Below are 22226 nucleotides of genomic sequence, written 5' to 3'. Positions count from 1 at the left end.
TCATTTTCCGGGAAAATCCTGTTTTCAAACCCATGGAATACGAAGTCATCATCGGTCTGGAAGTTCACGTCCAGCTCAACACTCTATCTAAAATTTTTTCTACGGCCACAAACGAATTCGGTGGTAGCCCCAATACTCATATTTCAACACTTTGTGTGGCATTACCTGGCACATTGCCAGTGTTAAACGAAGTGGTTCTCGAAAAAGCCGTTCGTGCCGGTGTTGCTCTTGGATGTGAGATCACACGTTTTACAAAATTTGATCGTAAAAATTATTTTTACCCTGATTTACCTAAAGGATACCAGATTTCTCAGTTTGATAAACCTTATGCAACGCAAGGTGGAATCCATATCAAATTGAAAGGGGAAACAGAAGAAAAGTTCATCCCCCTCACTCGTATTCATATGGAAGAGGATGCGGGAAAACTAATCCATTCTCATGATCCATCCATCAACAGGTCTTATGTAGATTACAATCGTGCAGGAACCCCTCTCATTGAAATTGTTTCGGAACCTGACTTACGTTCTTCTGATGAAGCTTATGTTTATTTAAATGAACTAAAAACAATTTTACGATACATTCAAGTATCGGATTGTAATATGGAAGAAGGGTCACTTCGTTGTGATGCTAACGTTTCCATTCGACATATTGGTGAAAAAGGTTTTCGAACTCGTGTAGAAATTAAAAACCTCAACTCTTTTAAGGCCGTAAAACAAGCGATAGACTATGAAATCGAATGGCAAAAGGATGTGTATTCTCGTGGTGAGTCATTTCGTCAGATGACAAAACTTTGGGATGCTACTTTACTCAAAACCATTCCGATGCGTTCCAAAGAAATGAGTCATGACTATCGTTATTTTCCTGAACCAGATCTACCAACCATTCAAATTTCTGATTCTTTTATTGAAGACATTCGTAAAACTTTACCTGAACTCCCTAGACAAAAAAAAGAAAGATACAAAACGGAACTGGGACTTCCTGATTATGATGCTGAAGTGCTTACGAGCGAACGTGAGATTGCTGAATACTTTGAAGAAGCACTTCTTATCTCTGGGGATGCTAAAAAAACATCCAACTGGGTAAAGGATGAAATCCTTGGAATTGTTAACAAAGAAAACATTTCCATTCAGGAATTTGCCATTGATCCATTACGTATTGGTAAACTTGTGAAACTCATCAATTCAGGAGAAATCACTGGTAAAATCGCAAAATCTATTTTTGAAGATATGTTAACCACAAAAGACCAACCGGAAGCCATTGTGGAATCCAAAGGTTTAAAAGTAGTTCGGGATGACAAAGCATTAGAAGAAATTGTAATACGAGTGATTGAGGCTCAACCAGAATCAGTGGAAGGTTGGAAAAACGGAAAAGATCGAGTGCTTGGTGCTATCGTTGGTGGAGTCATGAAAGAAACTAAAGGAAAGGCAGACCCAAAACTTGTGAATGAACTGATTCTTGCTAAGTTAGGTCCACTCGGAGAAAAAAAGAAGGTATAGTTTACTTCAACTTCTTGATAACGATAGGCTGGTGAAATCACCAGCCCTCTCCGCCACTTAGCGGATATTAGGTGATTTCTATTTTGTGGACCGATCCGAAGTCCACGGGAGATTTGAATGCTTCTTCGTAGGGAGTTCCGAATTGTTTACAAAGAACTGCTCGGATTGGACCGGAGTGACAAACAACAATGAGCGATCGTAGTGATTGATTGTTGTTTGTTTCCCAATGGGTTCGTAAGTGTCCACCTGCCTTCCAATCTTCTAAAAACGAATCCATACGAAAGATAAGATCTGTAAAGGCTTCTCCTCCGGGAGTCTTGGCATTGACAAAATCCTTCATCCAAGGGATTGTTTCTTTTCTAGGAATTTCTTCCCAAAGTTTTCCATCCCAATCTCCAAAATTCATTTCCCACAAACGTTCGTCAGTTGGTATTAAGGAATGGTCTATTGTAGAAAGTTTGTATTTGGACAGAAGTGCGGAAGATAATTTTAAAGCTCTGGGTGCTGGACTCGAGAGGAAATGATCAAAGTTTGGCGGTAAATGAGGAAAAGTAGAATCCGCTGTATCTTCCACAGGGTATTTGAGAGGGAAGTCGGTTCGACCATAACAAGTTCCTTTGGGAGCAATGGTTTCTGGATGGCGAATTAAATAGAGGTCCATACAAACACTCCCGAAATCCAAATACAAGTTTCTACTACTTGTTGGACTGCTCCTAAACAATCGCCTGTAAAACCGTCAATCCAACGTTTCATCAGAGAATACATATAGTATAAACTCGGAATGATAAAAACCAAACTCATTAAAAAATAAGGATGTTGGTAAGATAACAATAGAAAAGGAATTAGTCCCGCAAGACTTGCAAATAGAGTTTGCGACCAAGTAATTTCTTTTGCCATTGGTTTTGCATAACCTTCTTCTTTAGCATAGGGAAGGAGTAACATCATAAGGACTGAAAAAAAGCGACTCAAACTATGTGCTGAAATGAAATATAACCAAACGGAAGTCAGTTGGTCATTCCAGAAATATTGTATATGATGCAAACGAAATCCAGTGGATGCAAGGGACTCCGAGGCTCCTAAAATTTTTAGAACGAGTAGTAGAGAAATCCCGGCAGCTCCAAAACTACCAACACGGCTATCTTTCATGATCCGAAGGATATCTTCTCTTTTCCAACCTCCGCCAATCCCGTCACAAAAATCAGAAAATCCATCTTCGTGAAAGGCACCTGTTAGGATTAATAAAAACCCTAACGAGATGACAAAGGCAATACTGGGACCCAAAAACAATTGGAAAATAATATACGCAAACCATTGTAAGGTTCCGAGCATTATTCCCACAGTTGGTGAGTATTTGATTGATTTATGTAACCATTCTTCCTGAAAACCAATCCACTGAGGAGAGGGAATTCTGGAGAGAAAAGACAAACAAACAAAGAATAGGCGAATTTCTCTTAATAAAAATTGCATATAAAATTTTATTTTGAATCCGAATTGCTAACACCAGCATCAGCGAAAGACGCCATTTCATTTAGAAATTTAACACTGAGTTCAATGAGTGGATAAGCTGCAAGAGCACCGCTTCCCTCTCCTAAACGAAGATTGAGTCTAAGCAGGGGTCTTATTTTCCAGTGTTCTAAAACTACAGTATGTCCTTCTTCTTCTGATAGATGTGAAAAAATGGCGTAGTCTTTTACTGTCGGGTTTAGTGCAAAAGCAATTGCAAAAGCCGCTGTTGTGATAAATCCATCCACAACAAATGTTTTTCTCTGTGATGCAGAACCAATCATAGCACCTGCCATCATTCCGATTTCAAAACCACCAAATTCAGAAAGGACTTCTAATGGATCATTTAGTTTTCCTGTTCTTTGGAATGCCTCCGAAAGGATTTTGAATTTATGTTCTTTTCCGCTGTTATTTAAACCTGTTCCTCGTCCAACAAGTTTTCTCAGTGGAATATCTGTTAGATGGGATAGGATAAGAGATGCTGCAGACGTATTCCCAATTCCCATTTCGCCAAATAAAAAAATGTTGGTGAATTCATATCGTTTTTCGTTCAAAAGGTCTATCCCACTTAAAATGGTTTCTTTAGCCTCTACCCGTGACATCGCCTTCGCTTTCAGGAAATTAGAAGTTCCTTTACCAATCTTTCTCTCAATTGGTTTTGGGGCATTTTCTGCCCAATCGTGGTCTACTCCTGCATCCACAACTTCCACATCAATATGACTGTGTTTGGCGAAGACATTGGCACAAGCACCCCCAGATAAAAAATTCAAAACCATCTGCCAAGTGACATCTTTAGGATATAAGGAGACAGGTTCTTCTGTAATTCCATGGTCTGCAGCAAAAAGGATGAGTTTTGGATTTTTTAACTCAGGGGAAAGGGTATTTTGGATTTCTGCCAATTGTAGGGCAATGGTTTCCAAATCACCTAAAGAACCCAATGGTTTGGTTTTATTGTCTATTTTGCTGCGGATGGTGCTTCGCAAAACACTGGTTACGGGAGAAATGGACGGTAGGGAAAATGGTGACATAAACAAAACCAGTCTAATCGAGCCGGTATCCGCTTCCATCGTTTTTGGGCTTGGACGGGGTAGGGAGGTTTGGGAATTGGCTATTTGGGCCAAAAAAAATCCGAATTTCCATCCTTGGGGCGCTTTACGTAGGAACCCATTGGAGTTACTATGTCACCAAGCCATGGAAGATTTCGCTCACCTTCATTTACATACTACCTATTCCATGTTGGACGGAGCCATACGGATCGGCGATTTGATGAAACGTGTGAAGGAACTGGGTATGAGTTCTGTCGCCATCACAGACCATGGAAACATGTATGGAGCCATTGAGTTCTATAAAGAAGCGGTCAAACACGATGTCAAACCTATCATTGGCTGCGAGTTTTACGTAACTCCTTCCCGCAGTGCGGAAACCGAACTAGATGAAATCGCTGACGGTGGTGCTTATCACATCATCTTACTTTGCAAAAACGAAATTGGTTATAAAAATATCATAAAACTTGCAAGCCGATCCTTCACTGAAGGATTTTATCGCAAACCAAGAATTGACTATGACTTATTGGAGAGATATAGCGAAGGACTTGTTTGTTTAACTGCTTGTCTTGCCGGTGAAGTCAACCGAAAGATTTTAGAAGGTAAAGCAGATAAGGCGTATGCGTTAGCTGGTCGTTTGCACGAAATTTTCCGCAAAGAAGATTTTTATTTGGAAATCCAAGACCATGGAATTCCTGAACAACGCATTGTTGCAGAAGCCGTTATGGGATTTTCAAAACGCACAGGCATTCCTCTTGTACTTACAAATGATTCACACTTTCTCACTAAGGATGATAGGGAAGCCCAAGACATATTACTTCGTATCGGAATGCGTAAAAACATTGATGATGAAATGCGTTTTGGATTTAACGAAAACTTTTATGTAAAGTCTCCTGCGGAAATGATCAGTATTTTCCCAGATCATAAAGATGCATTTTATAATACATTAGCGATTCGTGATAAATGTTCGTTAAATTTCCAATTTGGAAATCCACTCCTTCCCCCTTTTGATGTTCCTCCTGGTTTTGATACCGATAGTTATTTAGAAAAACTAGTCTGGGAAGGAATTAAGGAAAGATATCAGGATATAACACCCATTGTACGGGAAAGAACTGAATATGAAATGCAAACCATCCGCAATATGCACTTTGCAGGATACTTTCTTATTGTACAGGATTATATAAACTTTGCTAGGCGGGCAGGAATTCCTGTGGGACCGGGACGCGGCTCTGCTGCTGGATCTATCATTGCATTCGCATTAGGAATTACCAATGTGGATCCCATCCGTTACAATCTACTTTTTGAACGATTTCTCAATCCAGATAGAAAGGATATGCCAGATATTGATACCGACTTTTGTGTGGAAAGACGAGAAGAAGTCATTAATTATATCAAACAAAAATATGGAGAGAATCGAGTAGGCCAAATCATCACCTTTGGATCTCTAGCCGCAAAAGCTGCGATCAAAGACGTGGCTCGTGTTTTTAATGTTCCATTTTCTGAAGTGAATGAGATGAGTAAACTTTTCCCCAAAAAACTGGGAATCACCATTCAGGAAGCTGTTGATACTTCGAAAGACCTTCGTGACATTGCAGAAAAATCCGATTTAAATAAAAAAGTTTTTTATATTGCTCAAAAACTGGAAGGTAACTACCGTCAGGTGGGAAGGCATGCCGCCGGTGTTGTCATTGCACCAACTGCGTTAGAAGAAATTGTTCCCTTATCCACAGTCAGTGAAGCTGGTCGGGAAGGTCGTTCGATAGTCACACAGTACGACAAAAACATGTCGGAACAAGTGGGACTGATCAAGATGGATATTTTAGGTTTAAAAAACTTAACCACCATCCATCATGCCACTAAACTCATTGAAAAACGTCATGGAATCCTACTCGACTTAGATAAAATTCCTTTAGATGATGCGGCCACATTTAGTTTATTACGAAAAGCAAATGTTCTCGGTATATTCCAGTTAGATTCTTCTTCCGGGATTCGTGACCTTTTTGCCAAGGCTCAGGTGCAAAAATTTGAAGAGATAGCCGCCTTACTTGCATTATACCGTCCTGGTCCTATGGGATCGGGAATGTTGGACGATTATTTAGATCGTAAAAATGGGAAAAAGAAAGTAGTTTTTCCTCATGAAAGTTTAGCAGAAGTGTTAGGTGAAACTTACGGTGTTGTCGTATACCAAGAGCAGGTAATGGGTATCTCAAGGATTGTAGGTGGATACTCTGTGGGAGACTCGGATGTTCTTCGTAAGGCGATGGCCAAAAAAGACAAATCGAAACTCCCTGCCTTAAAAGAAAAATTTGTGAAAGGTGCTATTGAGAAAAAGATCAATGAAAAACTAGCCATTGAACTTTTTGAACAATTAGAAAAATTCGGTGAGTATGGATTTAATAAATCGCACTCGGTTGCCTATGCCTTTGTTACTTATCAAACAGCTTACTTAAAAGCAAATTATTCCATTGAATATTTAACGGCTCTATTATCGGGAGATCATTCGAAAATTACCGACGTAGTGAAATACATCAACAACGCCAAAGAGATGGGAATTCGGATTTTAGGTCCCGATGTCAAAGAGTCGGGGATTTCCTTTGAAATCACCGATGACAAAACCGTCCGATTTGGGCTTTCTTCCATTAAGGGAGTGGGGGAACTTGCCGCAGAAAATATCATTTCCAATCGCAACTCCATCGGTGGGTACAACCAACTGGGAGACTTTACAAAGAAGTTAGATACAAGACTTGCAAACAAAAAGGTATTGGAATCTCTTGCGCAAGGTGGCGCCTTCGATTCCTTCGGTTATTCAAGAAAAACAATATCCGAATCAACAGATATCATTCTCAATTACGCTAACAAAAAACAGGCGGAAGAAAAAGAAGGTCAATTTTCTTTGTTTGGTGGTGTTAATGGTGGTGGAGAAGAAAACCTAAATCTTCCCAAAGATGGAATTGAGTGGAATGGGGATGAACTTCTACGAAAAGAAAAAGAAACCACAGGTTTATATCTCTCTGGCCATCCGTTAGATAAATTTACAGAACAATTAAAAACATTAAAACCAACAACAATCGAAAACTTGGAAGAGGTGCGACCTAAATCCAAGGTGGAAATCGCAGGGGTTCTCTCTAAAAAAGTGGTAAAACTCACTAAGAAAAAAGAAGAATTTGTCAACTTTATGATCGAAGACCAAACCGGTGAGATCGAATGTGTTGCTTTTCCAAAAACCTACGCAGAATTTAAACATTTATTCACAGAAGACAATACAGTTTTTATTCGTGGGATTCTGGAACGCCTGGATGCGGATGAATCCGAATTAAAAGGTCAAATTATAGTTAATAAATTAGAAGAACTAAATTCTGTAACCATTGAAAAGAAAATGGAAAAAACTCTCCATTTAACAATCAATATGTTGGAAGAAAAAAATCGAGATGTGATTTTGAAACTCCAAGACATTTTATCGGTTCATCGCGGTGCCTCTTCTGTTTTTTTTCATCTGGTGGGTAACGGGGATGAAAAAAAAGTTATTCGTGCCCATGATCATTTCTCCATCGAAATTAGTTCTGATCTGATGAAAATGTTAACAGACATTTTGGGGAAAGGTGCGGTTCGTTATACGGTTGGTGAAGAAGTGAGAGTGTTCGGATAAAGTTTGTGGACTCTTCTGCTCTTTCATTAACTTTGCTATTGGAATTTCTTTGGATGGGGTCTGGGTCAGTATTTTGTTTGATTTGGTCGCTTTCCAATTTGGTCCGCAACCGTAACGCTTCTGGATTTGTTTGGTCTTTTATTCTTTTTTCCACAGGGCTTTGGTTACTCACCGGGGCCTTTATGTTCACTGGTTTTTATCTATATCTTCCATCGATTGCACTCATCCATATTCCTTTTGTTTTTTTATCTTCTACATTACTTTATTTGTATTTAGAATATTTGTTTTTAGAAAAGCCGATCCAAATCAAAGTTTACCATTTTATTCCCGCCATTGTCTCAATTCTTTTTTTGATTCCCTTTTATTCGGGAACTGATATCGAACGTTTGAAAATTTTAGAACTTTTGAGTAGTACAGAATATGGTTCCATCATAGTGGGTCTAAACTTTGGAATTAAAGTTTCTATTTTACTTTCTGTGGGGGTATTTCTCGTCAAAGAATGGATTCCGAATGTTCGCCTGTCTGTATTCTTTACAAAAAAAGCCATCTATTCGCTTGTGTTTATCCTTCTGATTTGGATTGATTTGTTACTCGGAAGTATAGGTTTTACATTCCAAATTGCTTTTTTTCGTAAACTCAGTGCTTATCTTTTGCCTGTCCTAATGTATTTTTATTTTTTTACTCGAGAACTTTGGACTCCTTTTGTGAGTGATGTTCGAGATAGTATCCAAAGAAATAAATACGAAAAGTCTAAACTAGTATCTGTTCAATTAGAAACCATTGATCAAAAGTTATATGAACTGATGCGTGAGAAGGTCTTTTGTGATGAAGACCTTAGCCTTTCTAAACTCGCAGATATGGCAGAAGTCAAACCAGGCCAACTTTCCGAATACTTTCACAAACGGTATGGGTTTGGATTCTACCAATACATCAATCAATACAGGATCGATGAGGCAAAACGTTTGTTATTGGGACCAGAAGAGAGGTCCATTCTTTCGATTGCTGATTCCGTTGGATTCAATTCTAAATCAACCTTCAATCGAGTTTTTTTAGAAACGGTAGGTACTACCCCTTCCGAATTTCGTAAACAATCAAAATCTAACTAAATCCAACGTCTCAAAGAATTCTCCAAGACGACAGTTCTCATTTCCTTCGTTAGAATTGCTTTCGTAACGAGGAAATTCAATGCGAACTATGATCGATTTTTATTTAAATCTTCCAGCGAAATTCGGGCACAAAAATGCTTTTGCCACCAGAGTCGGTGCTGGTGTTTACCAGTTTAAAACTTATAACAACTTGCTATCGGATGCAAAGGATTTGGCATTTGGGCTGCGGGCGAGTTTGTCTGAAAGAGAAAAGGTGGCAATTTTTGCAGACAACGCTTATGAGTGGATCCAAACCAGTATCGCAGTGACTCTGTTAGGTGCTGTGGATGTGCCAAGAGCATCTGATGTAACAGACCATGATATACTTTACATCCTAAATCATTCAGAATCAAAGATTCTTTTTGTGGAAAATGAAGCGGTATTCAAAAGGGTCATTCGTTTGGAAGCTGAGTTAGAATTTTTAAAGGAAATTGTGATTATCTACCCTCCCAAAGAGGGAAATAAAGAAATGAGTTCCCGTAAAATTAAAATTTCCACCTTACAGGAGCTAACCTCTAAAGGAAAGGAACTTCGTAAGGCTGATACAACAGACACTTTGTTTTTGAATAGTACAATTAAAGAATCGGATCTATTCACAATGATCTACACTTCCGGAACTACAGGAACACCTAAAGGTGTGATGTTAACACAAGGAAATATTCTTTTTCAATTGCAAAACCTCCCGATTCGTTTGGAGAAAGGTGATAGAACCCTATCAATACTTCCTATCTGGCATATTTTTGAACGAATTTTTGAAATTTTTAGTTTGTATTATGGAGCTTGTACTTATTACAGCAGTGTTCGTACATTAAAAGAAGATTTAAAATTTGTAAAACCCCACTTTATGGCATCAGCGCCACGGCTTTGGGAAAGTATCTATTCAGGAATTCTCGGAACACTTGCCAAGTCTTCGACTGTGAAACAAAAGATGTTTCAAATTGCTATGTTCTTTGCCAAAAGATTTTTCGTTTCAAGACAAATCATAACAGGAAATATTTTGGACATCCATCCTGTTGTTTTCTGGAAACAGTCCATTCGTTTTGTATACCACTTGTATCGATTTTTTTTGGTGAGTTTGCCTCATTTGTTTTTTGATTTTTTGGTTCTATCTAAGATTCGAAAGGCAACGGGTGGGGAACTAAAGGGCTCTTGTTCTGGTGGTGGAGCTCTTCCTTATCATGTAGATGAGTTCTTTAATACCATTGGAATTCCTGTGTTAGAAGGTTATGGGATGACAGAAACGGCACCTGTACTTGCTATGCGGACTTTCGATGAAATCATCCCTGGTTCTGTCGGAAGGATATTCCCAAAAACTCATTTAAGACTTGTTGATTTACATACTGGTGAAGTTTTTTTAGATACGGAAGTCGGTAAATTTGTATTTGGACGTAAGGGTGAGATCCATGTAAAAGGAAAACAAGTAATGGCTGGATATTATAAAAATCCAGATGCAACGAATAAGGTTTTGGTGGATGGTTGGTTGAATACTGGTGACTTGGGAATTTTTACCGCAAATCACAATTTACGAATTGTAGGACGGTCTAAGGAAACCATTGTTTTGTTAGGTGGTGAAAATGTGGAGCCAGTTCCTATTGAGTCAAAAATTTTAGAATCAGAATGGATTGATCAGTGTATGGTGGTTGGACAAGACCAAAAGTATCTGAGTGTTCTTGTGTATCCCAACATTTCTCGATTTGAAGAACCGCTCACAGGAGAATTCTGGAACAAAAAAGAAGTGATTCAAAAAATTGAAACGGAAATCAAAACCAAGGTGAATGCACAGACCGGATTTAAGTCTTTTGAAAGGGTTGTGGGTGTTGTAATTTTGCCAAAACCATTTGAAGTGGGAGATGAACTCACGGCAAAGCTATCTTTAAAACGACATGTAATCACAGACAAATACAAATCAGAAATTTCTAAATTGTATTCCAACAACTAAAGATTTTCTAAATTTAAAAGATTAGGGGAGGATTTAGTTTCCTCCGCTAATTCTTGTTATGTTAATGCTGAAACCTCTTTCCGATTCTTTTCCGCTAAAATCTTTCGTTTGTACTTTGATTGTATTTTCCCCTGCTTTTAAATTGAGCACTCCGACCAAATATCGGTCCTTAAAAAATAAATCATCAAAACTATGTCCCTCTTTGGTTTTCCATTTCCCAGAGTCAAATCGTAAGGATCCAAAGGTTGCTTGTTTGTAAGCCTCTCCGTTAAAAAGGAACTTCACTTCCTTCACACCCCTTCGTTGGCTGTTTTTTACTCCACCGTCAATGATACTCACTGTGAGTGGAAAAGCCTTGGAAACATTGATATTGTCACCATCGTTTAAATTTGTGTAATTTTCACCCACATGAATGAAGAGATTGGCAATTTGTGGAGGCATTGTGTCTTCTACGGGGGGAAGGTAGGTGAGAGGATCAAGCAGGGTTTTTCCGTAATCCTTTCCCAAGACAAAATGTAAATGCCCTCCCGTGGAATGTCCCGTGTTTCCTGAGATTCCAATGGTATCGCCAGCAGAGACAAGTTTATTTATCCGTACTGTTTCATTTCTTGTTCCACCTAGATGGTAGTAACCACTCACATAACCGTTTTTATGTGCAATCCAGACAATATTGCCCGAACCACGTTCCTCTTCGAAGGGGTCATCTTCCGCATAACGGGAGTATAGGATAAACCCCTGGCTCATACTTTTGACAGGTTGTAAAACGGAAGAAATATCCAATCCATTGTGAAAATGGTCCTTTCTGGACTCACCAAAGGTACTTGTGATGAGACCAGGTAATTCTAAACCTTGGATTGGCCAAACAAACTCCGGTTTTGTATCAGAGACCGGTTCATCTGCTAAAATAAAACTTGCCAAGAGACTCAATACTACAACAATACTTCTCATGTTTAGAGAAGTCTCCTGGCAGGTTCCTTTTTAGGAAAGTATATAATGAAAATGACTTCTCATACCAATGAAGAAATTCTAGAGATTGTGAAAGCATGTGGTGCTGGAGATGAAAAGTCTCTACGGACATTTTTTGACATCTATTCGCAAGATATTTACAACTTTCCCATCCGTGTTTTTCACTTAAGTGAGGACGATGCTTCAGATTATTATATCTATGCATTCGAACGTTTAAAAACAGGGAAACGTTTCAAAAGTTTTGTAGGAAAATCAAGTTTCAAAACCTGGTTTTTTTCGGTACTCAGAAATCTACTGATCGATTGGCAACGCACCAAACGAGAAGTCAAAACCCAAACCATCTCCAAAGTCAATAAAGAAGGGAAAGAATACAGCACCATCGAAGACGAACCAGACAAACGATCTGAGGCTTTGGCTTTGGCAGTGGATGTCACGGATCAGTTCCATTCAGTACTATCCACAATCAAAATTGAGAACCGTGTTGTGTTTAAATTGTCCTTCGTTTATTACCTCCACTTGGATCCAGAAGAAGTTCGTTTCATCGCAGAAAAAACAAACCGTCCCGAAGAGGACATTCGTATTGAAGTTTTGAAGCTCAGAGAGGAACTTTCCGGTCGCGAAGAAGAGAATCTAAAAATGGAAGATAAAATTACTTCCTTGTATTTGAATATTCTGGATTTGAAGGAACAAAAAAAATCCAAAGCTCAGGGTGATTCTGTAGAAGCACAATATTATAAAGAACGTCTAGACCATGCTCTTGCGAAGAAGTACGAACAAAGGAAAAAACTGATCGAGAAAAAACAAAAAGGACATTTTCTCGTCCGCACCCCTTACAGAGAGATTGCCAGAATCTTAGGGATTTCCGAAGGTGGTGTCAGCGTGACTTTGCTTCGGGTCCTCGAAAAAATGCAAAAAAAAATGCATTCTATCGCTGGAGAGGCCTGATTTCCTTCGTCATACTCTTACAGGGTGGGGGGTCCACATGGAAAATCAGGGTTTTAACGTAGAGGTGATGGAACTGGCCAGAGAATATTTTATTCGAGGCGAGTTTCCGAGTGAGGATGAGTTGCAAAATCATCCTAATTTACAAGATGCATTCTGGTTTTGTGAAGAAGCCTTCTTTGCAAGTTTGCGTCGTGAAAGTGTTGCAAACAACCCCTTTGCTGAGTCCTTGGATCTGGCTAAGGCAGAAATTGCATTATCAAAAGCACCACTCCCACTCCCTGATTTTTTAAAAGAATACACCCGCCAAAATTTAATCTTACCTGAGAAGAAAGATAGTCTCATCGTTCGGCTAACTCAGTCGGGGATTCGCGTGATCGATAGTCTTGTGGAATCCTTACAAATTCGTGAGAGTTTTGAGTTTGCTCCTTCGATGCGTTCGGCCTCAGCAGAGGTTCGTTCGGGAGATGCCAATTCTGTTATCTTTGAGGAAACCACTAGCGAAAACCAAAAATTCTACTACCAAATTGTAAAGGAAAACCAGGGAGAGGTATATCTATCTGTAAAGGCAGAGGGAACACCGGCTTTCCAACAAGTGAACCTTCGTAGAGAAGGAAGGTTCATTCTTTCAAGCAAAATCAGTTTAGAAGGCAGTGCTAGCTTTTCGGGGTTAATCCCAGGTAGTTACACCATAGAGTTTGTGGGTCCTGGCCAATCAAAATCGTTTGACTTGTCTATCCTTGTCGGATAGGTTCGTGGGAGCATGCTCTCCCTTATCATCGATAGAGTTGGTAACGTTAATATCTTCAATGTTTTGGAGGATCATCTTCCTGTTGAAGAATCTCACATTCAATCCACGTTAGACGATGATTTAATATTCGAATATTTGGGAGAAGTGGAGAGACTTGTCCACGTTTCTCAGTCAGTTCTTTCCAATCCCAACCAAATTCTCAATGCAGATATCCTTCAAGATTTAAAAGTATTAGGGGAAACTTTTTACCAACAGTTTTTTCCCCTCTCTATCATTGAAAAATTAAAAAACACAACTAAACATAGCATACATTTTAATATTGATCCTGCGCTCGCATTGGTTCCTTGGGAACTACTCCATGATGGAACCAGTTTCCTTTCTGATAAATTTAGAATTGGAAAAACTATCCGTGGAGGATTACACCGTCCCACACACCAAGAGAATCGAAAGATCAAGATGCTCATCATTGCCGATCCCACAGAGGACTTACCTCATGCACAAAAAGAAGGGGAAGTGCTTTTTTCTGTTCTCAGCCAAAAGGTTCCAACCCATCTTTTAGAGTTAGAGTTTATTGGAGGCAAACAAGTCACCAAACTAAAGTTACTTTCTCTTATTAAAGACAAACATATCATCCATTATTCAGGTCATCTTCATTTTTCGGATGATTCTTTGGAGAACGGTTGGTTGTTGTCCGATGGAAAAGTATTAAAGGCGCGTGAAATCAAATCAACAGGGATTGATACCGACTTAGTATTTTCTAATTCTTGTATGTCTGCAAAATCTGCGGGTAAAAAATTAAATACAAATGTTATGAACCAATACGCAGGAGCTTTTCTGACTGCGGGTATCAAAACCTTTGTCGGTACGAACTGGGAAATTTTGGACAATGAAAGAACCATAGATTTTACAGTCCGGTTCTATACTTTTTTGTTTTCCGACAAATCTGTAGGCGAGTCTTTGTTTTTGTCCAAAGAATTTGCAAGGCGAAACTACCATGCCAATGATTTAACCTGGGCAAACTATGCATTGTATGGAAATCCAGATTTTTCTTTATTCGTAAAAGAAAGAAAAATTTTCCATTCTGCGAAAATTCTAAATCCTACTACAGTTCTCGAATTTTATCCTACTCCGATTGCGGTCGCTTATTCCAAGTTTATCAATACTAGTAAATCAAAATCTATCGATAAAAACAATCTTCTTAGTTTAGCCAGATTGTTCGAAGCGATCAGTCAAGTGGTTGGGATGATGGTTTTTAGTGACCATGCGGCACACGCAATGAACAAATCAATTCCGAATAACCCGGATGATGCGGTGTCACTTCGGAAATGGTGGGAACTTGTATATGGATGTGTTTGGGATTTTCAAAAATTAAAGATTTCAAGTATTTTGGAAATGGCTTTGCCAGTTTTACACGAACAAAAAGAGACTATTTTCAAAATCGTTGGATGGATGGAATCTTGGGAACGAGATGAAATCAAAGAGGAAGAAATTGAATCTTACCAAATCATTTTGCAGTTTTTTTTAGAGAATATGTTATTAGAATTTTCGGAATTGGAAAGAGTCAGCATTCTTTTGGTTTCTGAAAATCACAATCCGCACTTTTATTTCAAAGGTATTAAACCTGCTTATTTATATCCATCCTCTCCAGGATCCAAAGACAAATTACAAGAACAACTTTCTAATCAAAAAGGAAATTTAGTTTTGGTTCATGAAAGTCGCAAAATCGTGATTCCTTTTCCAACTTACTTTAAAGAAAGAAAAGAAACTGGTGATTTGGAACTTGTATTTAACGGCCTCACTCCATTTGTATTAGGAGCCAAGCAGAGTTGAGTTTATGCCATCCTGATGTTGGTAACGTATCTTGCGGTGCCTGTTGCGGTTTATTTAATTTAAAACTACAACCAAAAGAATTCAAAACACTATTGTTGGAACGAACTTCCGAGTTCCAAACAACAGTCAATTTTGAAGTGCGCCATAGTTTTCCTATTTTTCGTAAGGAGAGAGAAACCAAAGAAGCGTATATTCCCAAAAAAGATGGTATGACTTATAATTGCCCCTTTTTGGGATACGTTGATCCAACCAAACAACGGATAGGTTGTATGATCCATCCAATTTTTACAGGAGATCCTAAAAGCCAAAACTTTTCCTTTTATGGGGCTTCTATATGCCAGGCCTATGATTGTAAAAACAAAGAAAGTGTTTTGGCCAATTTATGGGAATCTCTCTTTGTGGAAATGGCAAAGGACTCTATTGAGTATTCATTATTATCGGCAGACCATATATTTGTTTGTGCCATTGAAAAATATTTCCAATATATAAACATTAGTATGGATCGTATGTTTCAAGAATTTCGGTTGGAGTTGATGGATTTGTTTCGAACTAGGTTACTTACCTCAGCGGAAAAAAATTTCACTTCTTTTGAAATCAATTATGAGAGTTTTCCTGATTTAAATGCTTTGGAAGTTTATTTTACCAAAGAGTTGGATGAGTATTGGAAAAATTGGCGAGAAGGAATTACTAAAAAAAATCCCGGATAGAGGTACGTATCCGGGCTTTGATTAGAAAAAAAATTAATTAAGCTTTAGATGTAGCAGTTGCTACTTTTGCTTTTGTTTCAGCTACAACAGTGTTTGCTTTTCCAATGATTGTTTCTACTTGAGAAATTCCTTCTTGAAGGTATTTTCTGAGGTTTACAGAAACTTCGCTTTGGTCTTGAGCACCTTTCGCAGCTAAACTTTGGAATCCAGTGTTAATTTCAGAAAACGCTTTTTCTGCTTCTACTTTTGCTGTGTTTACTGCGCCTAGGATGAAGTTTAATCCGTCTTTTACTTGTTGTTCCATTTTCATTTTTCCTTTTCGGTTTTATTTTGTGCAACGCACCATTCCTTTTTGTGCGGTGCACAGGGATTCGTCAACTCGTTTTTGTATTTTTTTCCTGCATCGCACCAAAAAAATGGATAGATGCCTCATCCGGAATTTTTGCCCATCCAGTGGAAATCCACATATTTAGAACTTCTCGACCAACGCATTCTGCCAGGAAAAAAGGAATTTTTGAAACTATCCACTGCGGAAGATACTATTGTTGCAATCCGTGAAATGGCTGTTAGGGGAGCGCCTGCCATTGCTATTACTGGTGTTTTTGGTCTTACTTTAGGCGCCAAATCTTTGTCAGGTGTAGCTAATTCCAAAGATATTGAAACATTACTTACTTCTGTACTTGAGTCTCGACCCACTGCGGTCAATTTAAGTTATGCCATTCGTGAGGCAAAAAACCGAATCCAAGGAATTACCGATTGGGAAACAATCTCAAGGATTTGGGAAACCTATGGCCAGGAAATGATGACAGAAGATCTAGCAGCAAACAAGGCTTTGGGGGAAAATGGGGTTTCTTTGTTTCCCAAAGACCAAAAGGAATTTCATATCATCACTCACTGTAATACGGGGGCACTTGCGACTGCCGGACACGGAACAGCTTTAGGTGTGATTCGAAGTTTGCGAGATGCCGGGAAAAAGGTTGTGGTTTACGCCGATGAAACAAGGCCCTTTCTTCAAGGTTCTCGACTCACTGCATTCGAAATGATGGAAGAAGGAATCGAATGTTATATCATCACCGATGGAATGTCTGGATGGCTTATGAATCATCGTAAGATTGATGCTGTTCTGGTTGGTTGTGACAGGGTCGCTGCTAATGGAGATACTGCTAATAAAATTGGTACGTATAATTTAGGGATCGTTGCCAAAGAACATGATGTACCTTTTTATGTCTGCGCTACAAAAGATAGTTTTGATTTGAATTTAAAAACAGGAGAAGAAATCCCTATTGAGATGCGTAAAGAATCAGAAGTGACGCAGTTTGATTTTTTAAAAGGAGGGGATGGAAATTTTTTATTTCCCGAGGGAAAAACTTCCCCTGTGGGAGCAAGAGCACTCAATCCGTCTTTTGATGTAACAAAAGCTCACTTAATCAAAAACTTTATCACAGAATTTGGATGTTTTGTACCAGAGGAGATTTCTCTTCGTCTAAAGAATGTATGACGGAAAAAACAATTTTAGGTGGTGGGTGTTTTTGGTGTACGGAAGCTGTTTATCTTCGGATTCCTGGAGTTCTATCCGTAAGGTCTGGATACGCAGGTGGATCCAATCCTCATCCAACATACAAAGAAATTTGCACAGGAACAACTGGTCATGCTGAGGTCATCGAAATTGAATTTGATCCCGAGGTCATCACGTTCTCAAAAATTTTAGAAATCTTTTGGGTTTCTCATGATCCCACTACACTCAATAGACAAGGGAATGATGTGGGAACACAGTATCGTTCTGTTATCTTTTATCTGAATGAAAAACAAAAAGATTTAGCTGTGGAATCCAAAAGAAAACATGCCTATCTTTTTCCTGATCCAATCGTGACAGAAATTTCACCGGCACCTGAGTTTTATCCAGCGGAAGATTACCACCAAAACTACTTCACTCTCAACCCACAAAATCCGTACTGTCACTATGTGATTTTTCCCAAACTAAAAAAAATGGGACTTAAGTTATAATCGTTGTAAGGTTATTTCCCTTTAAAAGCAGTTAACATTGCTTTATCTTGGTTAGGAAAGAAGTTCATTACAAAAGCAGTTTGGGCTTTGGTGATTTTTTCCACTTGTCTTCTATATTTAATCACGGCACCTGGGTGAGCTGTATTTCGTACAACAACCTTAACATTGTCTTGGTTGTAACGAGCTCCCTTTAGTTCTTCTATTTTAGATTTGAGTAATTCAACAGTTTTACTTTTTTTCTGGTAAGCATCAAAGATTTCTTTGAACTTTTCTTTTCTCGCATCATCTAATTTGCCGCGAGATCTTTGTACCACTTCTTTGATTTTTTGAATTTCTGGAACCAGTGCTTCTAGCTCACGTTCAAACTCGGCAAGTCGAGAACTACCTTCTGTTAGGAGTCTATCATTTCTAAAATGAAATCCTACTTCTACAACAGTATCCATTTGTGCGGTAGAACCAAGAGAAGATACTGTAATTCCTTGGTAGGAAACTATATCTGATCCAATGATGGAGGAAGATTCACCAGTAAGAATTACATTTCCTAAACAAAGAATTCTACTTCCTAGAATAAAATTTTCTACAATACAATCGCCATCAATTTCAAGATTTCCATTTTCAATGAATTTGGCACGAAGGTCCCCTTTGATGCGAATGACACCTTTTCCTTTGGCTTTGACTCCACCTTTGACTTCTAAGTCTTCACCCACAATCACATCGGAAGATTCCACATTACCATCTAAATAAAGGGAACCTTGGCAATTGACAATGGCTCCTTCTTCAATGGTTCCTTTGACTCGAATGGTTCCTTCAAAGTTGATGTTTCCCGTTCCAAGGCCAATGTTACTTTCAATATTTAATTCTGGAGATACAGTGAGAGAAGTGTCTGTTGAAAAAACAACACCACTGAGGGAGGCAAAGTATTCTTTGAGTTGTCGTCCTGGTTTTTCTGGATCCTCTACTGTTTTGGGAAGGATGTTTTTACCTAAAGTAAGTCTTGGCCTGTCGATCGGATTGGGGTAAATGGGATTTCCCAAAACATCAATACCTTGTTCACCGGCAATTCCTTCAAAAAGTGTAGCGAGTCTTTCGCCTTCTTTTACATGAACGTATTTATTTATGTTTCTATAATCTGCTGATCCGTCGTCTTTTAGAACAACACGTTGTGCTCTAGGGAAATAAAATTTAATCCAACCACTTTCCCCTTGTTTGGCGGGATTTCCTTGAGCCACTATAAAATTAAAATCATCTCTTACTTTTGTGGGATCTTTTAGTATTTTATCGATTTCGATGGCAGCTTTATCTACCTCTTTCATCAAAATCCGATCCCGATGGATGCTTGCATTATCTAGAGCTTCATAGATTAAAATATTGCTCATAGAACCACCTAACAACCAAATCGGTTTTGCCACCAAAGTTGCTGTAAGTCGATCCTCGGAGATTTGGATTTTCAGTCCCCGTTCCGGATTGAAGTCCGGTGCATTTTTAACGTCCATTCTGTTAAAAGTATCGGCAGGTTTCTTAGGAGAAACGAGAATTTCTATCGGCGGAGCCAATATAGAAAACTTCCGAAGGTTTGGAGGAGGGCTGGAACTCCAAAAATTTGGGAATGGAGAGGGAGGCTATCCCCGTGTGTGAGGGCGGTGGATGTGCGGTGGACATAGGAAATTTCTTTTTTTTGGAAGAGGAGGGCCAGTTTCTCCGATTCCTCCGGCGAGATCACGGAGTCTGTTTTTCCATGCAGTAGGGCCACAGGGCCATCGAGAGTTTCCAATTGGTAAAATGGGGAAAGATTTTCAGGAAGGTTTTGCGGAACCGTTTCTAGAACGCGGTTCGCTATTTCTGTTCTTAAATTCTCGTCAGTTCCCACTTGGAAAAAAAATTCCTTTGCCCGAACCGAAGTTTTTGAAAGTAATCTTTCTGCACGGGCATCGTTTCCAATCCGTTTGAGTCCGTTGTCTAAGGCCGCTTCAAAGTAGACTGGTTCTAATTCTTCGGTAAGTTCCGGCTCAAATCGATGAAGGAAGTTGAAAAGAATGACGTACACTGCGTACGGATCGATATCATAGTTAGAAAATACAAAGGGAACTGTATCTAAAAAATTACAATAAGCACCGATGGCCATGGAAGATTTAATTTTGTTTCTTGTATGGGATTTGGAAGCGGCAATAAGTCCCATTCCGCCAGAAAAACTGGCTGATAAATATCCTAAATCACTGCCATTAAACAGATGTTTTGTGGAATGAATTTCCATCATCAAATCTTGGATGTTGGATATGGTTTTTTCTTCAATCCGAAGTCCTCTAACTTCGGGAAGTTCGGGGAGGATGACACTGTGATCGGAGTTTGCAATATTTTCTGCAAGTTCCAATATCCGTGGGTCGTCAATCCCCATGGCACTCATTCCATGTTGGATATAAACTCCAGGTAAAGATTCTGGATTTTTTCCAGTAGGATAAAAATGAAACACTCGCCTCCCAGTGTCTGGCATTCGGAGTTCCTTACGTTCTAAAGATTTTTTTTGTTTAAGCCCTGCATAACCCAAAATAAGTGGGATTGCCAAAACATAAGGTTTCATTGGGAATTAGTTTTTGGGAGTGGGAAATTTTTCCAACAATAAAATCAAATAGAGTCTACCCATATAATCTTCTCCTCTTCTATCTTTGAGATTGAAGATAAGAATGTATTGGCGAAAATGTTCTAAAGATATAGGAACCAGTTTATGGTTTAAATTTTCTGGTGGCAAAATATCAATTTCGTAACGTCCCAGTCTCATCTCTGTAATTAATTTACCTGCGATCTGGTTTGCAAATTCCATCATAATGGATGCAGAATGAGAACGTGAGGTAGGATCAATTTGAAAGGCTTTTGCAATTTTCGGAAGGAGTTTAAGTTTTGTATAACCGTCTAAGGCAAGATATACTTTTCCATTGATATCACCAACAAATTCGACAAGTGTACAATTTTCAAAACAAAGTCCTTCATTTTTTGAAGGACCATAAGCTTCCCTTTCCGCATAAACAAGTAGGGACTTTTGAAAGTGTTCCGGTAAAACTTGCGAAACAGTTAGGATAAATTTTTCATCAATTAAAGGATCCATTTATGCTGCGTGGTAGAGAATACTCTCTTCCAAAGATTTATAGGCAGCTTTGATCCAAATATCGAATTTGATCCCAGGAACGGATTGATTTGAAAAACCAAGTGCTACTTCAGAAGGATAACCGAGGTTATCCAATTCCTCAATGAACTGTTTGAAAAATTCTGAAAAAATATCGAGTTTATCATTCGAAATGATAGCGGAATACAAGTTTTCTTCTAACTGATACAAACCTAAACCAATGACCGCATTTTGTTTTCCAAGTAGATTGAGTCCTATGGCAATTTCTGATTGGAAGTTGGTATCAATGAATTTGAATAGAATGAGAGTCACTTTTTCTTTGGATTCAAATGCTGATTTTGCCATTTGATAAAAGTGAGAGACGTTGAAGAGTTTGGAAATGGGGTGTTTTGTTACTTTCGCATATTCTCTTTTTTGCATAATTTTTTCTGAGATGATGGTAGATTTCTCCCAGAAAGATTGAATTTCGGATTCACTCCAAACCTCTTTGGTAGAAAAACATAAAAATCCAAATAAATGTGCATTCATTGTAAGCGGAATGTATAACTTTCGTTTGTCGATGGCGATGGCAGGGAGTAATTCTTTTATTCTTCCTTCTTCATATTCATCCCATTCTACTGGATTGTCATCGGTTTCCACCATCATTCCGGCCTTTTGCCAATAACATTCCTTAAATGCTTTTCCATCATAATAAACATATTGGATGGAAGTAAGTTTCTCTGTTAAAAAAGGAAAAGGGAATTCTTTTACAGTTTCGCAAAACAAAGATCTTCCTTCGGAATGGATCTGCTCTCTGGCAAGTAAGATGGGATCTTTTTTCCAAAGGATATCTTTTGGTTTAGGTTCCGCATTGGATGGAACTGTTGGCAAAGATGTTTCTGTATCGAAGACTACATCTGTACGTGGATTTTTATCTAATAAACCTTCGTTATTTAAATTGTGATTCGTTTCATTCTGGGACTCCGGCTTTTGAAAGTCCAAACTATATAAAAACAAAGCGAGTAACAAACAGGAAACGGAGAGAAGAGTAAAACTCACCCAGGAAAAATAAAATGTATACTGAAGGATGACTCCGATGATGAAAAAAATTGTGGGAATTGTATATCGTTTCATAATGACTTAGCCGTTACTCAATATAA

The 22226-nt window shown here is 38.6% G+C and carries 19 protein-coding genes; 10 read left to right on the top strand and 9 right to left on the bottom strand.

Features of this window, described 5'->3' with window-relative positions:
- Positions 1 to 32 precede the first annotated feature (32 nt).
- Entirely contained in the window at positions 33 to 1496 is a 1464-nt protein-coding gene (gene gatB, locus LEP1GSC199_RS14350; RefSeq protein WP_002986438.1) for an Asp-tRNA(Asn)/Glu-tRNA(Gln) amidotransferase subunit GatB, read from the top strand.
- 67 nt (positions 1497 to 1563) lie between these two features.
- Here gatB and LEP1GSC199_RS14345 read toward each other — a convergent pair whose 3' ends face one another.
- The 3 genes from LEP1GSC199_RS14345 to cobT are packed head-to-tail and all read right to left on the bottom strand — an operon-like array spanning position 1564 to position 4027.
- On the bottom strand, positions 1564 to 2157 hold the full coding sequence (locus tag LEP1GSC199_RS14345; protein ID WP_002986214.1) for a histidine phosphatase family protein: 594 nt from the start codon (positions 2155 to 2157) through the stop codon (positions 1564 to 1566).
- Complete coding sequence (locus LEP1GSC199_RS14340; protein WP_039926932.1) at positions 2142 to 2963, bottom strand: adenosylcobinamide-GDP ribazoletransferase; 822 nt, start codon at positions 2961 to 2963, stop codon at positions 2142 to 2144. Before LEP1GSC199_RS14340 ends, LEP1GSC199_RS14345 begins: the two co-directional genes overlap by 16 nt.
- Before the next feature lie 8 nt (positions 2964 to 2971).
- On the bottom strand, positions 2972 to 4027 hold the full coding sequence (gene cobT, locus LEP1GSC199_RS14335) for a nicotinate-nucleotide--dimethylbenzimidazole phosphoribosyltransferase (protein ID WP_002986244.1): 1056 nt from the start codon (positions 4025 to 4027) through the stop codon (positions 2972 to 2974).
- Positions 4028 to 4190: 163 nt separating this feature from the next.
- Between cobT and dnaE the strand changes: the two genes are divergently transcribed.
- From dnaE to LEP1GSC199_RS14320, 3 genes are all read left to right on the top strand, one after another.
- Entirely contained in the window at positions 4191 to 7688 is a 3498-nt protein-coding gene (gene dnaE, locus LEP1GSC199_RS14330; protein WP_039926956.1) for a DNA polymerase III subunit alpha, read from the top strand.
- A gap of 53 nt (positions 7689 to 7741) precedes the next feature.
- Positions 7742 to 8794: an AraC family transcriptional regulator gene (locus tag LEP1GSC199_RS14325; RefSeq protein WP_002986575.1), complete on the top strand. Its 1053-nt coding sequence runs from the start codon at positions 7742 to 7744 to the stop codon at positions 8792 to 8794.
- 79 nt (positions 8795 to 8873) lie between these two features.
- A complete protein-coding gene (locus LEP1GSC199_RS14320; RefSeq protein WP_002986483.1) occupies positions 8874 to 10772 on the top strand; it encodes an AMP-dependent synthetase/ligase in 1899 nt (632 codons plus the stop codon).
- A 33-nt stretch (positions 10773 to 10805) separates the two neighbouring features.
- Here LEP1GSC199_RS14320 and LEP1GSC199_RS14315 read toward each other — a convergent pair whose 3' ends face one another.
- Entirely contained in the window at positions 10806 to 11720 is a 915-nt protein-coding gene (locus tag LEP1GSC199_RS14315) for a M23 family metallopeptidase (protein ID WP_002986202.1), read from the bottom strand.
- 45 nt (positions 11721 to 11765) lie between these two features.
- On the opposite strand from LEP1GSC199_RS14315, the gene LEP1GSC199_RS14310 reads away from it, so the two are divergent.
- Genes LEP1GSC199_RS14310 through LEP1GSC199_RS14295 form a run of 4 tightly spaced genes read left to right on the top strand, consistent with a single transcriptional unit; the run spans position 11766 to position 15968 of the window.
- Positions 11766 to 12683 carry a sigma-70 family RNA polymerase sigma factor gene (locus LEP1GSC199_RS14310; RefSeq protein WP_002986423.1) on the top strand — a complete coding sequence of 306 codons (918 nt, stop codon included), beginning with the start codon at positions 11766 to 11768 and terminating at the stop codon, positions 12681 to 12683.
- Positions 12684 to 12720: 37 nt separating this feature from the next.
- Positions 12721 to 13431, top strand: coding sequence for a hypothetical protein (locus tag LEP1GSC199_RS14305; protein WP_002986280.1), 711 nt, complete (start codon positions 12721 to 12723; stop codon positions 13429 to 13431).
- A 12-nt stretch (positions 13432 to 13443) separates the two neighbouring features.
- On the top strand, positions 13444 to 15261 hold the full coding sequence (locus LEP1GSC199_RS14300; protein ID WP_002986610.1) for a CHAT domain-containing protein: 1818 nt from the start codon (positions 13444 to 13446) through the stop codon (positions 15259 to 15261).
- A complete protein-coding gene (locus tag LEP1GSC199_RS14295) occupies positions 15258 to 15968 on the top strand; it encodes a hypothetical protein (RefSeq protein WP_002986396.1) in 711 nt (236 codons plus the stop codon). Before LEP1GSC199_RS14300 ends, LEP1GSC199_RS14295 begins: the two co-directional genes overlap by 4 nt.
- Before the next feature lie 37 nt (positions 15969 to 16005).
- Here LEP1GSC199_RS14295 and LEP1GSC199_RS14290 read toward each other — a convergent pair whose 3' ends face one another.
- On the bottom strand, positions 16006 to 16272 hold the full coding sequence (locus LEP1GSC199_RS14290) for a sigma-54 down-regulated protein (protein WP_002986236.1): 267 nt from the start codon (positions 16270 to 16272) through the stop codon (positions 16006 to 16008).
- Between the two features lie 120 nt (positions 16273 to 16392).
- On the opposite strand from LEP1GSC199_RS14290, the gene mtnA reads away from it, so the two are divergent.
- Together mtnA and msrA are read left to right on the top strand one after the other, a co-directional pair.
- Entirely contained in the window at positions 16393 to 17466 is a 1074-nt protein-coding gene (gene mtnA, locus LEP1GSC199_RS14285; RefSeq protein ID WP_002986449.1) for an S-methyl-5-thioribose-1-phosphate isomerase, read from the top strand.
- Complete coding sequence (msrA, locus tag LEP1GSC199_RS14280; protein WP_002986572.1) at positions 17463 to 17972, top strand: peptide-methionine (S)-S-oxide reductase MsrA; 510 nt, start codon at positions 17463 to 17465, stop codon at positions 17970 to 17972. Before mtnA ends, msrA begins: the two co-directional genes overlap by 4 nt.
- 11 nt (positions 17973 to 17983) lie before the next feature.
- Here the strand turns inward: msrA and LEP1GSC199_RS14275 are convergent, their stop codons facing one another.
- From LEP1GSC199_RS14275 to LEP1GSC199_RS14260, 4 genes are read right to left on the bottom strand one after another with little or no spacing between them, the layout of a single operon-like run.
- Positions 17984 to 19465, bottom strand: a complete 1482-nt coding sequence (locus tag LEP1GSC199_RS14275) for a DUF342 domain-containing protein (RefSeq protein ID WP_039926954.1) — start codon at positions 19463 to 19465, stop codon at positions 17984 to 17986.
- Between the two features lie 44 nt (positions 19466 to 19509).
- On the bottom strand, positions 19510 to 20547 hold the full coding sequence (locus tag LEP1GSC199_RS14270) for an alpha/beta hydrolase (protein ID WP_002986571.1): 1038 nt from the start codon (positions 20545 to 20547) through the stop codon (positions 19510 to 19512).
- A 6-nt stretch (positions 20548 to 20553) separates the two neighbouring features.
- Entirely contained in the window at positions 20554 to 21069 is a 516-nt protein-coding gene (locus LEP1GSC199_RS14265) for a chemotaxis protein CheX (protein ID WP_002986392.1), read from the bottom strand.
- Positions 21070 to 22200: a hypothetical protein gene (locus LEP1GSC199_RS14260; RefSeq protein ID WP_002986562.1), complete on the bottom strand. Its 1131-nt coding sequence runs from the start codon at positions 22198 to 22200 to the stop codon at positions 21070 to 21072.
- Positions 22201 to 22226 lie beyond the last annotated feature (26 nt).

Origin of the sequence: Leptospira vanthielii serovar Holland str. Waz Holland = ATCC 700522, from assembly GCF_000332455.1 — a bacterium.
In the GTDB taxonomy this organism is placed as follows: Bacteria; Spirochaetota; Leptospiria; order Leptospirales; family Leptospiraceae; genus Leptospira_A; species Leptospira_A vanthielii.
This window is presented reverse-complemented; position numbering and strand designations above follow the sequence as displayed.